Source organism: Nocardia salmonicida NBRC 13393 (genome assembly GCF_001613085.1).
Taxonomy (GTDB): Bacteria; Actinomycetota; Actinomycetes; order Mycobacteriales; family Mycobacteriaceae; genus Nocardia; species Nocardia salmonicida.
The window spans coordinates 66,666-79,249 of the sequence record NZ_BDBR01000027.1 but is presented as its reverse complement, the minus strand read 5'-3'; the positions used below and the strand labels follow the sequence as shown (position 1 = coordinate 79,249).

Below are 12,584 nucleotides of genomic sequence, written 5' to 3'. Positions count from 1 at the left end.
GATGTAGCGAAGGATGTCTGCCGTGCCCGAAGTCGAGAAATCCCCGAAGCGGGCAACCGGATTCACCGCACGGGACATGGCGCAGATCGCGGTGTTCGCTGCCCTGATCGCCGCCCTCGGCCTGCCCGGGGCGATCACCGTCGGGTTCAGCGGGGTGCCGATCACGCTGCAGACACTCGGGGTGATCCTCACCGGTGCGATCCTCGGCGCCCGCAAGGGCGCGGCCGCGGTGGCGGTGTTCATCGCGCTGACCATGATCGGGCTGCCCCTGCTCTCCGGTGGCCGCACCGGCCTCACCGCGCTGGCTTCGCCGACGGCCGGCTATCTGATCGGCTGGATTCCGGCAACGCTGGTCATCGGCCTGCTCACCGCGATGATCCTGCCGAAGTATCCGATCGTGCTCGGCCTGCTGATCAACGCCCTCGGCGGCATCGTGATCATCTACCTGTTCGGCACCGTCGGCCTGCTGGTGCGCACCGATCTCAGCCCGTGGGCGGCGGTGTCGACCAACTTCGCCTTCGTGCCCGGCGATCTGGCCAAGGTCGTGATCGCCACGGTCGTCGCGAAAGGCGTGCATCGCGCCTATCCCGGGTTGATCCGTGCCTGATCGCCGGGCGTCGTGAGCGAGATCGTCGTCGACGCGGTGGGTCACCGTTTCGGTGATCGGACCGTGCTGCGCGATGTCGATCTGCGGATCACCGAACGCCGGGTCGGATTCATCGGCGCCAACGGGTCGGGCAAATCGACGCTGGCCCGCATGCTCAACGGACTGCTGAAGCCGGCCACCGGCACGGTGACCGTCGACGGGCTCGACGTCGCCCGCAAGGGCGCGCAGGTGCGACGCAAGGTCGGCTTCGTGTTCACCGATCCCGATACCCAGATCGTGATGCCGACGGTCGCCGAAGACCTCGCGTTCTCGCTGCGCCGCAGCGGTCTGAGCAAGGCCGAGATCGCGGCCCGCGTGCAGCGCATGCTCGACCGCTTCGGCCTCGCGGCGCACACCGACCATCCGGCGCACCTGCTCTCCGGCGGGCAGAAACAGCTGCTGGCCATCGGTTCCGCGCTGATCCGCGAGCCCGAGGTGATCGTGGCCGACGAACCCACCACGCTGCTCGATCTGCGCAACGCGCGGCGGGTATCGCAGGCGCTGAACTCCCTCGACCAGCAGGTGATCGTGGTCACCCACCAGCTCGGATTGCTCGACGGATTCGATCGAGTCGTGGTGCTGGACAACGGTTCCGTGGTTTTCGACGGACACCCGGTGGCGGCGATCGACGCGTATCGGCAACTGATCGAATGATCGGCCTGTATTGCCCCGGCGACTCGCTGCTGCACCGGCTGCCCGCCGGAGTGAAGCTGGCGCTGTTGCTGGTCTCGATCCTGGCGATGACGGTATTCATCCGTGGCCCGCTCGGCGTGCTGCTCGCCGTGGCGGTGGTGGCCTGCCTGTTCGCGCTCGCCCGCGTCTCCTGGCGGGTGGCCTTCGCCCAGGTGCGCCCGGTGCTGTGGATGACCGCGATCATCGGGGTGTTCCAGGTGCTCACCACCTCACCACAGCGAGCCGTGGTGGTGTGTGGGGTGTTGCTCGTGTCGGTGGCCCTCGCGGCACTGGTCACGGTGACCACGCGGGTCACCGCGATGCTCGACGCGCTGACTCGCGCGCTGGGCCCGCTGCGTCGCTTCGGCGTGAATCCGGAGCGGGTGAGTCTGCTTCTCGCGCTGGCGATTCGGTGCGTTCCTTTGCTGGCGCAGATCGTCCACGAGGTCGGCGAGGCGCGGCGCGCGCGGGGAGTGTCGTGGTCGGCGACAGCGCTGGTCACGCCGGTGCTGGTGCGGGCATTGCGGACCGCCGACGCGATGGGTGAGGCGCTGGCCGCACGCGGTGTCGATGACGACTGAGCTCGTGTGGGCGGACGTGCGCTTGCCATTCCTAGACGACCGGTCGTATAGTTCCTCGCATGGCACGACCACGGCGCAGCGACGACACGAGAGCGCTTCTCATCGAGGAGGGCGCGGCCGACCTGCTGTCCAACGGCTATCACGGCACCGGCATCAAGCAGGTGCTCGACAAGGTCGGGGTGCCGAAAGGCTCGTTCTACAACTACTTCGACAGCAAAGAGACGTTCGCCCGAGCGGTGATCGAGCATCATTCACTGTGCATCCAGCGCAATCTCGCCGACGCCTTCGGCTCTACCGCTGACCCCCTCGATGGCGTGCGCGTCTTCTTCGCGCGGCAGACCGCCGAGTTCGTGCGCACCGACTTCACCGGCGGGTGCCTGCTCGCGAACCTCGCGGCCGAGCTCGAGGGCAGTGACGTGCTGCGGGAAGAGCTGTCGAGTGCCTGGATGGCCTGGCGTGACAGTGTCGCGGGTGCGTTGCGCGCCGCACAGGCCGACGGCTCGGTGCGCGGCGATATCGACGCGGTCGACCTCGCCGACCTGCTCCTCGAATCGTGGGAGGGCGCCGTGATCCGGATGAAGCTGCAGCGCACCGTCGAGCCGCTGCACAAGTGCCTGAAACGTCTGCTGGACGACTACTTCCGGCCCTGATCGGGGTCGGGCGGACCGGCTGGTTGCCGCTTGTTTATTCCAAGACGACCGGTCGTATCAAATGAAAGGGAAGACACCATGTCCACCATCAAGACGGCCATCGTGACCGGATCCTCCAGCGGAATCGGGCGCGACGTCGCCCGTGCGTTCGTCCAGCGCGGTGACAATGTCGTACTCAACGGGCGTGATGCCGCGAAGCTCGCGGCGGTGGCCGAGGAGTTGGGCGCGCCCGAGCGCACGGCGGTCGTCGTCGGCGACATCGGCTCGCCCGCAACGGGTTCGGCGCTGGTCGCGGCCGCGGTCGAGCGATTCGGTGGGGTGGATGTGCTGGTCAACAACGCGGGCACCTTCGCGGCGAAGCCGTTCACCGAGGTCACCGCCGACGAGCTGACCGGCTACCTCGACGGCAACCTGAAAGGCACCTACTTCACCACGCAGGCGGTGGTCCGACGCCTCCGTGAGCAGGGTGCGGGCGGCAACATCGTCAATATCGGCACGGTGCTCGTCACGCACGCGATCGCCGATGTCCCCGCCTCCGCGCCATTGGCCAGCAAGGGCGCGATCCACGCGTTGACCACGAGTTTGGCGGCCGAACTGGCTGCCGACCGCATTCGCGTCAACGCCGTCGCCCCCGGCTTCGTGCGCACGCCGCTGCTGGCGAGTGCCAACGAGACTGTGTTCGGCGGGTTCGCCCTCCTGGACCGTCTCGGCGACGTCACCGAAACCACCGCGGCCGTGCTGTACCTCGCCGACGCCGAGTTCGTCACCGGCCACATCCTGCCCGTCGACGGCGGCTTCGTTTCCGGCCGAGCAGCCTGAAAACACCACCGAAAGGACACGATCATGCCGTACGTGAACATCAAGGTCACCGATGAAGGGGTGACCACCGAGCAGAAGGCGCAGCTCATCAAGGGCGTCACCGATCTGCTCTTCGATGTGCTCGGGAAGGATCCCGACCAGACCTTCGTGGTGATCGACGAAGTACCGCTGACGGATTGGGGTGTGGGCGGGCTGAACGTCGCCGAGTACCGGGCGAAGCGCGCGGCCCAGGGCTGAGTTGATCGGTGAGCCGGGATCGCGCCCGGCTCACCGGCTCAGGCGGGTCCGTCGAGGGGCACCGAGGCGTCGAGTGCGAACCAGCCCATGGAGATTCGCTTGCTGCGCGTCGAGAAGTAGCTCGGGCCGAGCCACAGATCCGGTTCGATCTCGCGCAGTTCGTCGTAGATCCGCCGCGCCGGTCGCCGGGAGCCGACGCGGGGATCGTCATAGTCGAAAAGCACCGCCGCGCGCCCGTCGATCACGGAATCGCCCACCGTGGCGACGAAATTCAGCGCCCGCATGCCGCCGAGAAGGCGAAAGACATTGTGGCCGACGGCCACCTCGTCCACGTGACGAAACGACTTGGCCACCCAGAAGTACGACGGCCGAGCCATCGCCGGCCCCAGCAATCGCTCGCCCGATCCGGGGAACGAGCGCATCGTCACGTCACCGTCGAGCCGCGCGAAGTCGGCCACCGTCACATCGGGTGCCGCGGCGAACAACCGGCGGAATTCGGTGAGTCCCGCCGCGGACAGCGCGTCGAGGCGGGGTCGGTGATCGGACGGGTAGCGGACCGGCATCAGACCGTTCGCGGACAACGGTGTCGGCTTCATGGGCGGACTCGATTCTGTCGAAACTCGGTCTTCGCATGGTGCCAAGTGCCGGCGCGCGCCGGTGCCGGTTTCGCCGTACCCACGACAGCGGGCCGGGACGCAGCACGCGTCCCGGCCCGCTGTCGGTGCGGATTCCTACCGGTCGCGCAACGCGTACGGCTCGATCGCGCCGCGCTCCAGTGCCCGCGCGTCGACGGTCTCGGCGCGGTAGGGGAGCAGGGCGAGGCGGTCGCGCATGCCGCGGACCGGGTCGTCGATCTTCTCGTTCAGGCCGAACAGGAAGGTCCACTCGTGCTCGTCGCTGCCGTAGGGGACCACGGTGGCGAACTGCTCGTGGAAACGACCCCACGAACGCTTCAGCGTCTCGTTGCGCCACATCGTCGCGCAACCGGCCTGGGCCGACAGCACGCCGCCGGGGGCCAGCAGTGCCTTACATCGGGACAGGAACTCCGACTCGTAGAGGCGGTTGTGCTGGGCGTCCTCGACGCGCTCGTCGGGCAGATCGATGACGATCACGTCGTAGCGGGTACCCGCTGCCTGCGCGTTCGCCAGGAAATCCCAGCCGTCGGCGTAGTGCACGTGGACAGGGCCCTCGTGCTTCACCGCGGCGGTGAGCTCAGCGGTGGTGTAGCCGTAGGGCAGGTGCTCGGCGCACAGCTCCACTTCGCGCTGATCGATATCGACGTGGTCGACCAGGGTCGCCCCGGCCGCCACCGACATCTGCGAGGCCACACCCTCGCCGGAACCGATGATCAGCACCCGATCGAGCTTCTCCGCCAGCACGAACGCCGGGACCATCATGGCCTCGTGATAGGTGACCTGGGAGAACTCGGTGGACTGGCGATCGTCGTCGGAGAACAGGGAGATCCCCTGATCGGTCCGCGCGATCACCATGTGCTGGAACGGGGTGTTCGTATCCACGATCACCTCGTGTAGATCCCAGATCCGGGTCAGGCCGTCGCCCACCGGTTCGTAGATCTTCTCGGCGCCGTGGCCACGTTGGACCGTCTGCATCCGAACTGTGGTGGGGGACAACTTGTCTCGAAGCAGTTCGACGGCTTTCGTCGCGCCCGCACCGATGCTGCCGCAGGTGAAGACGTCGACGAAGATGTCGCCGGACTCCGGATAAGTGTGAATCGAGGCGTGAGACTCCGACAACAGCGCGAGGACGGTCACCCCCTGCGGATCGAACTTTTTATGAACGACTTCGCAGATGGTGACGCCCGCCGCGATCAAAGACTCACGCAACGCCGATTCGAGTCGTTCGAGATCGTCACACAGGGCTGTGTCGACGCCACCGAACTCGGCCAGCACGTGCCAACCGGTGAATTCCGCCGTCATGGGCAAACTCACTCTCGCTCAGCGCCCGAGACATGAACGGTCAAGGGCGGAAAACCATTGAAGGACACCGACGAATAGCTCGCGGTATAGGCGCCGGTGTGCAGGATTCGAATCCGGTCACCGGCTCGCAACGTGGTCGGCAGAAGGACCTTCGTGCGTTGATACAGTACATCGTCGCCGTCGCAGGTCGGACCCGCGACCACCGCCTCGTCGACCGGATCGCCGTCGCGATCGGTGACGAAGCGGTAAGCGATGTACTCGTTCTCGGTCTCGGCCATACCGTTGTATCGGCCGATGTCGAGATACACCCAGCGCCGGCCGTCCGGCGCGAAACGCACGCCGACGACCTCGGCGTGCACGGTGCCCGCGTTACCCACCAGCGCACGGCCGGGTTCCACGATCAGGCCGGTGGCCGCGGGCAGGAACTCGGCGGCGGCACCGGTGATGGCGGCCGCGATCGCGTCGAGTTCGGGGGCCTCGTCGGCGTAGGAGATCGGCAGACCGCCACCCACATTGACCGCCGAGACATGAATGTCCTTGTCCGCCAAGGCTTTGACGATCTCACCGGCCTGCTCGACACCGATCCGCCATGCGGCGGGGTCGAGCTGCTGGGAGCCGACGTGGAAATAGGGACCGCCGACCGTCAGGCCCAGATCGCGGGCGCGCACCAGCAGGCGAAGGGCTTCGGCGGGCGCACACCCGAACTTGGTGCCGAACGGGGTCCGTGATTCCGGCGCCGAGGACAGGAATCGGCACTCGACCTCCGAACCCGGCGCGTGCTCGGCGATGCGGTCGAGGTCGTCTTCGGTGTCGAAGGCGTAGCGGCGCACCCCGAGTGCGAAGGCGCGCGCGATGTGGGCGCTCTTCTTGATCGGGTTGCCGTAGCAGAGCCGCTCGGGCGCGACGCCGAGATCGAGGCACTGGTCGATCTCGCCGATACTGGCGACATCGAATTCGGCGCCCTCGTCGTCGAGCAGCGTGATCAGTTCGGCCACCGGGGCCGCTTTGACCGCGTACCGGATCCGGGTACCTGCGCGGACGGCGGCATCGAGGGTTCGGTAGTTGGCACGTACCCGCTCGGGGTCGATGACAAGGTACGGGGATTCGGGCACAGTGAACTTTCTCCTCGGCGGCCGGGAGAGACTATCAGCGGCGCCTACCCAACAACGAATCCGTCAAACATTCGTCATATTCGTCATAGTCGGTCGGTATTACTCAGCCTGCCGCGACTGTGACCTCGTCGAACACGACCTCGCCCGCGGCGTCGGACTCCTCGAGATCCACGATCGCCGTCAGCGCCCAGCCGTGATCGCCGGCCGGGTCGTCGAGCACCTGGCGAACGTGCCAGAAACCGGGCCGCTGCTCCACCTGGAACAGCTGGGGGCCGCGTGCGTCGGGACCGGTGCCGATCGTGGCGTACTCGTCGAAATAGGGGGCGAAGTCCTCGGCCCAGTCGGGTCCGGTGCCGAGCTGGTCGAGTTCGTACCAGCGGCGTCGTGAGGCCAGTTCCACGCGGCGGAACATCGCGTTGCGGACCATGATCCGGAAGGCGCGTTCGTTGGCGGTGATCGGACGCACCGTTTCGGCGCCGAACGCGACCTGCTGGGCGTCGTTCTCCGCGCCCGGGTTGGTGAGCTGTTCCCACTCGTCGAGCAGGCTCGAATCGACCTGACGGATCAGTTCGCCGAGCCATTCGGTGAGATCGTCGAGATCCTCGGTGCGCGCGGCGTCGGGCACGGTGCGGCGCAGGGCACGGTAGGCGTCGGCGAGGTAGCGCAGCACCACGCCCTCGGAGCGGGTCAGTTCGTAGTGCGAGATCAGTTCGGCGAAGGTCATCGCGCGCTCGATCATGTCGCGCACCACCGACTTCGGGGACGGCGCGAACTCCGAGACCCAGGGGTGCCCGGCCCGGTAGGTCTCGAACATCGGATCGATCAGCTCGGCCAGGGGCTTGGGCCAGGTGACTTCCTCCAGGAGCTCCATCCGCTCCTCGTATTCGATGCCGTCGGCCTTCATCTCGTTGACGGCCACACCACGGGCCTTGTGCTGCTGGGCCATCAGCAGCTGGCGCGGGTCCTCGAGGGTGGCCTCGATCAGGGAGACGACATCGAGTGTGTAGGTGGGGCTTTCGCGATCGAGGAGGTCGAACGCGGCCAGCGCGAACGGCGACAGTGGTTGGTCGAGCGCGAAATCGCGCTGCAGGTCGACGGTGAGCCGCGCCATCCGGCCCTTCGCATCGGGTTCGGAAAGTTGTTGCACCACACCGGCATCGCGCAGCGAACGGTAGAGCCGCAGGGCTCGCAGGATGTGCTTGCGCTGTGCGGGCCGCGGCTCGTGGTTGTCCTCGAGCAGGTGGCGCATCGCGGAGAAGCAGTTGCCCGGGCGGGCGATCACATTGAGCAGCATCGAGTTGGTCACCGCGAAGCGCGACACCATCGGCTCGGGCGGGGCGGCGATGAGACGGTCGAAGGTCTCCTCGCTCCACGAGACGAAACCCTCGGGTGGTTTGCGGCGCACCACTTTTCGCTGCTTCTTCGGGTCGTCGCCCGCCTTGGCGATGAGACGGGTGTTCTCGACCTCGTGCTCGGGGGCCTGCACCACCACGGTGCCCATGGTGTCGTAGCCCGCGCGTCCGGCGCGTCCGGCGATCTGGTGGAACTCACGGGCTTTGAGCCTGCGGGTGCGCACACCGTCGTATTTGGTGAGGCCGGTGAGCAGGACCGTGCGGATCGGGACGTTGATGCCGACGCCGAGGGTGTCGGTGCCGCACACCACTTTCAGCAGGCCGTCCTGGGCGAGCTTCTCCACCAAGCGGCGATATTTGGGCAGCATGCCCGCGTGGTGCACGCCGATGCCGTGGCGGATCAGCCGCGACAGCGTCTTGCCGAAGCCCGAGGCGAACCGGAACTCGCCGATGGCGGCGGCGATCGCGTCCTTCTCGGCGCGGGAGGCGAAGTTCACGCTCGTCAGGGCTTGCGCGCGTTCGAGGGCGGCCGCCTGGGTGAAGTGCACGACGTAGACCGGCGCCTGGTGGGTGGTCACCAGCTCTTCGAGGGTTTCGGTGATGGGGGTGCGCACGTACGAGAACGTCAGGGGGACAGGACGTTCGGTGCCCGCGACCACGGTGGTCGCGCGGCCGGTGCGCGCTTCGAGATCGGTGGCGAAGAAGTCCACCTCGCCCAGCGTCGCCGACATCAGCAGGAATTGGGCGCGGGGGAGTTCGATGATCGGCACCTGCCACGCCCAGCCGCGGTCGGGGTCGGCGTAGAAGTGGAACTCGTCCATCACGATCTGGCCGACCTCGGCCGCCGCGCCCTCGCGTAGCGCCAGGTTCGCCAGGATCTCCGCGGTGGCGCAGATGATCGGGGCGTCGGCGTTGACCGCCGCGTCGCCCGTCACCATGCCGACGTTCTCCGCGCCGAACACCTCACACAGCGCGAAGAACTTTTCGCTGACCAGGGCCTTGATCGGCGCGGTGTAGTAGCTGCGCTGCCCGTTGGCCATGGCGAACAGGTGCGCGCCGACCGCCACCAGGGACTTTCCGGAGCCGGTCGGCGTCGACAGGATGACATTGGACCCCGAAGCCAACTCCATCAGCGCCTCGTCCTGCGCTGGATACAGGGGTGTGCCCTGCTCGGCGGCCCACGCCGAGAACGACTCGTAGAGTGCGTCGGCGTCGGTCCCGGGAATTTCGAGTAGGTCGGTCAGATCCACTCCGACAACCCTAGTCTGCGCAGCTGGCTGAGCCCTCGTCGGCCGCGCATGGCCGGAGCGAAGGCGCAGGTACGCCTAGTGGGTCCGGTGGGTCAGGCCTTACCCTCGTCGGAGGTGTCGTCGTAACCACCCTGCTCGGCCAGGAAGCGCTCGAACTCCGCCCCGAGCTCCTCACCGCTGGGCAGTTCACCGTCGGCGGCCAGCAGGCTGGACTGGCGTTCCTGGGCGGTGACGAAGCTGTCGTATTGGCGTTCCAGCGCTGTGACGACCGTCTCCACCTCCTCGTTGCCCGCGATGTGCTCGGCGACCTGCTCGCGCACGCGCGCGGCCGCCTCACCCAGCGCCGAGAGCGGCAGGTCGAGACCCGCGTTGTCGGCGAAGTTCTCCAGCAGCGTCTGCGCGGCTTCGGGGTAATCGGTCTGAGCCAGGTAGTGCGGCACGTGCACCGAGAACCCGAGCGATTCGTGGCCGTGCTGAGCCATCCGGTACTCGAGCAGCGACGACGCACTGCCCGGCACCTGCAACTCGCCCGGCCAGCGCTGGTGCTCGCCGATCAGCGAACGGTCCGAGGAATGCGCGGTGACGCCGAGCGGACGCGTGTGCGGGATCGCCATCGGAATCGCCGAGAGGCCGATCGTGCGGCGCACGCCGAGCTGTTCGGCCAGCAGCCGCACCGCGGTGGTGAACTTCTCCCAGCGCAGATCCGGTTCCAGGCCCGAGAGCAGCAGGAACGGCGTGCCCGAGGTGTCGCGCAGCGCCCACAGGTTCAGTTCCGGCTCGGCGTAATCGGCGAAGTGATCGGTCTTGAACGTCATCAGTGGGCGGCGCGAACGGTAATCGAGCAGCTCGTCGACGTCGAAGGACGCGACCAGTTCCGATTCGAGGCTCTCGCGCAGATGGGTCGTCGCCAGACGCACGGCGTGGCCGGCGTCGGTGAAACCTTCCAGGCCGTGCACCAGCACGGGGCCCGCGCCGTCGTCCGAGGACAACTGCGGCGCCGGGAACTCCAGTTCGTACATATGCGACTGGTCATCCATCGCGTTTCTCCTTCCTGCGCGGTCCACCATCGCTCGCGGGGTGGGGAAGCGGATCTCCATTGTCCCCCACGCGAGCAGTGCTGTCGCACACGGCCGGGGACGGCTCGTCCTGGTAGGCAACAGCATGGACGCGCCGCGCATTCCCGCACCGACGCGGCCAGGGGCCACGGGCGGTGGTCACGGGGTGTGCTGTGCGTCTCCACACGGCGTGGCGGGACCGGGCCGATCGCCGCGGTGGGGCACAGTGAACGGTGTGAACGTGGCGCAGGCGACACCGATCCGCGCGGGTGATCCTGGCCCGCGTCGCTGGTGGCTGGGGTTGGCGGCAGTGGCGCTCGCGCTCACCGGGTGCGCGCAGAGCGTGAGCGGGACGCCGGTCGCCGAGAGCGCGGTGTCGGTGCGACAGGTCGACGGTGCGTTGGCCGAGCTGTTGCCGTCACCGTCGCGGTTTCCGGCTCGGTACCCGGCGGTGGTGCTGCCCGCGCAGGCGGCGGCGGCCGCCGCGGGTGATCTCGATGGAGTCGGCGCGGGTGCGTCGGTCAGCCCGGCGCAATGCATGCCGACCGAGCCCGAGCCCGGTGGGGAACCCCCGGCGGTGGCGGTCGGATCCGATGACGCGAGCCGGGCCACGCTCACCGTCGAATTGTCGCGGAGCGCCGAACCGGTGGCGCGGCTGCGTGATCGGCTCCGCGAGTGCGGACAGATCCAGGTACGGCGGGCCGGTGCGGGTTCCACCGTCACGACGGTGCTCGACCAGGCCGTGCCTGCCGGTACCGACGATGCGATAGCGTTGCGGCGCACCGTGGTTCCCGAAGTCGGTGGTGCGGGGCTCACCCAGACGATGCAGACCTCGATCGGGCAGATCGGCGATGTGCGCATCACGGTGACATCGATGACTTTCGGTGCGGGACAACCGGATACGGCCGCGGTGGACGAGATGTTCGCGACAACCGTCGCCTCCGTGCGCGGCAACTGAAGCGCCTACCACGGGGCGGTGACAGATTCGCCGGCCTCGCGGTGCCGGGACCGGGGTTGCTCCACAGTTCCGTCGCTACTCACAGGGCGGATAAAAGCCCAGGTCGGTACAGGCGGTGCGCGGTAGGCGGCGGGCACGGTGGAGCCATGACGCCATCGACGAACCCCACCCGCCGGGCCACGCGCACCGGACCGTTTCACCGCGCACTCGGCTGCGCCGAATCCACCCCCCGCTATCCCGGCGGACTGCCGCGCCCACCGCTGCGGGTCGACGAGCCCGGAGAACTGATCGCCGCCCTGCCCGCGATGCTCGGCTTCGTGCCCGAGCGATCCCTCGTCGTCGCGGTGCTGCACGAGGTGGCGGCCGGGGCGGCGGAGGCGATCGAGGCGGTGGTGCGCTTCGACCTCGACGTGGCCACCGACATGCGGCTGCTCGACCAGTTCACCGCCTGCCTGGCATCGATCTGCCTGCGCGAGGAGGCGACCGGGGTGCTCGCCGTCTTCGTCGAGGACCGCGCCGAGTTCGAGGGGGAGGAAGTCCTGCGCGCCGCCGAGTTGATCGACGTGCTGGCCGAGGACGGAATCGAGGTACGCGGCGCCTGGTCGGTGCGGGCGATCGCGGCGGGCGAGCGCTACTGCAGTGTCTTCGGCACGGTCGGGACCGGCCTGGTCGCCGATCCGTCGTCCTCGATCGTCGCGGTGTCACATGTGCTGGAAGGTAAACAGATTCGCGGTTCCCGCCGTGAGATGACCGCGCTGATGATTCCCGACGACCTGCTGAGCGCGCGAGTGCGCGCCCAGCTCGGGGCGGCCCACGCGCGCTATCGAGGTGGACTGGCGGCGGCGACGCGCGCCGGGAACATGGTCGCCTACCAGCGGCGGGCCTTGGAATGGGTGCTGTGGCAGATCGCCGACACCGCGTCCGGCGCACCACGGGCCGAACGCGAACTCGCGCGCCTGGCGGTGACCCTGCGTGACCGGCCCATCCGCGACGCCATGTACGGGCTGGCGCTGGGCGACCACGCCGAAGCCGCCGAGCTGCTGTGGGCGCAGCTGGCGCGGGCGACGCCCGGCGCCGACCGCGCCGAAGCAGCGACCCTGCTCGGTTTCAGCGCCTATCTGCGCGGCGACGGACCCTTCGCCGGTATCGCTATCGCTGCCGCCGTCGAGGCCGACGCCGAGCACACGATGGCAGCGTTGCTGGAGACTTCGCTGCAGACCGGGTTGCGGCCCGAACGACTGCGCAGACTCGCGCACTGTGGTCACCAGATCGCCGCCGATCTCGGGGTCGACATCGGCCCGATCGCCCCGTGAGG

At 68.2% G+C, this 12,584-nt stretch carries 13 protein-coding genes; 8 read left to right on the top strand and 5 right to left on the bottom strand.

Features of this window, described 5'->3' with window-relative positions; translation table 11 throughout:
• The first annotated feature begins 13 nt into the window (after window positions 1-13).
• The 6 genes from NS1_RS24040 to NS1_RS24015 all read left to right on the top strand — a co-directional run bounded on the left by NS1_RS24040 (window position 14) and on the right by NS1_RS24015 (window position 3,605).
• Complete coding sequence (locus NS1_RS24040) at window positions 14-607, top strand: biotin transporter BioY (protein WP_255284666.1); 594 nt, start codon at window positions 14-16, stop codon at window positions 605-607.
• A 12-nt stretch (window positions 608-619) separates the two neighbouring features.
• The gene (locus tag NS1_RS24035; RefSeq protein WP_062987947.1) at window positions 620-1,300 is read left to right on the top strand and encodes an energy-coupling factor ABC transporter ATP-binding protein; all 681 of its coding nucleotides are present in this window, start codon (window positions 620-622) and stop codon (window positions 1,298-1,300) included.
• Window positions 1,297-1,899 carry an energy-coupling factor transporter transmembrane component T family protein gene (locus tag NS1_RS24030; protein WP_062987945.1) on the top strand — a complete coding sequence of 201 codons (603 nt, stop codon included), beginning with the start codon at window positions 1,297-1,299 and terminating at the stop codon, window positions 1,897-1,899. The genes NS1_RS24035 and NS1_RS24030 overlap by 4 nt, the downstream gene beginning before the upstream one ends.
• A gap of 59 nt (window positions 1,900-1,958) precedes the next feature.
• The gene (locus NS1_RS24025; protein ID WP_062987943.1) at window positions 1,959-2,549 is read left to right on the top strand and encodes a TetR/AcrR family transcriptional regulator; all 591 of its coding nucleotides are present in this window, start codon (window positions 1,959-1,961) and stop codon (window positions 2,547-2,549) included.
• Window positions 2,550-2,627: 78 nt separating this feature from the next.
• Entirely contained in the window at window positions 2,628-3,368 is a 741-nt protein-coding gene (locus NS1_RS24020) for an SDR family NAD(P)-dependent oxidoreductase (protein ID WP_062987941.1), read from the top strand.
• A gap of 24 nt (window positions 3,369-3,392) precedes the next feature.
• Window positions 3,393-3,605, top strand: coding sequence for a tautomerase family protein (locus NS1_RS24015; RefSeq protein WP_062987939.1), 213 nt, complete (start codon window positions 3,393-3,395; stop codon window positions 3,603-3,605).
• A gap of 38 nt (window positions 3,606-3,643) precedes the next feature.
• On the opposite strand, the gene NS1_RS24010 is transcribed toward NS1_RS24015, so the two are convergent.
• From NS1_RS24010 to NS1_RS23990, 5 genes are all read right to left on the bottom strand, one after another.
• Window positions 3,644-4,201: a hypothetical protein gene (locus NS1_RS24010; protein WP_062987937.1), complete on the bottom strand. Its 558-nt coding sequence runs from the start codon at window positions 4,199-4,201 to the stop codon at window positions 3,644-3,646.
• Window positions 4,202-4,336: 135 nt separating this feature from the next.
• Window positions 4,337-5,542, bottom strand: a complete 1,206-nt coding sequence (gene speD / locus NS1_RS24005) for an adenosylmethionine decarboxylase (protein WP_062987935.1) — start codon at window positions 5,540-5,542, stop codon at window positions 4,337-4,339.
• Between the two features lie 8 nt (window positions 5,543-5,550).
• Window positions 5,551-6,654, bottom strand: coding sequence for a type III PLP-dependent enzyme (locus NS1_RS24000; RefSeq protein ID WP_062987933.1), 1,104 nt, complete (start codon window positions 6,652-6,654; stop codon window positions 5,551-5,553).
• A gap of 103 nt (window positions 6,655-6,757) precedes the next feature.
• The gene (locus tag NS1_RS23995) at window positions 6,758-9,256 is read right to left on the bottom strand and encodes a DEAD/DEAH box helicase (protein WP_062987931.1); all 2,499 of its coding nucleotides are present in this window, start codon (window positions 9,254-9,256) and stop codon (window positions 6,758-6,760) included.
• A gap of 92 nt (window positions 9,257-9,348) precedes the next feature.
• Window positions 9,349-10,293 (bottom strand): PAC2 family protein, encoded by a 945-nt coding sequence (locus NS1_RS23990; protein ID WP_062987929.1) that lies wholly within the window; start codon window positions 10,291-10,293, stop codon window positions 9,349-9,351.
• A 253-nt stretch (window positions 10,294-10,546) separates the two neighbouring features.
• Between NS1_RS23990 and NS1_RS23985 the strand changes: the two genes are divergently transcribed.
• Both NS1_RS23985 and NS1_RS23980 read left to right on the top strand, forming a co-directional pair.
• On the top strand, window positions 10,547-11,269 hold the full coding sequence (locus NS1_RS23985; protein WP_255284665.1) for a sensor domain-containing protein: 723 nt from the start codon (window positions 10,547-10,549) through the stop codon (window positions 11,267-11,269).
• Between the two features lie 146 nt (window positions 11,270-11,415).
• Complete coding sequence (locus tag NS1_RS23980) at window positions 11,416-12,582, top strand: DUF4192 domain-containing protein (protein WP_062987927.1); 1,167 nt, start codon at window positions 11,416-11,418, stop codon at window positions 12,580-12,582.
• Window positions 12,583-12,584: the final 2 nt, after the last annotated feature.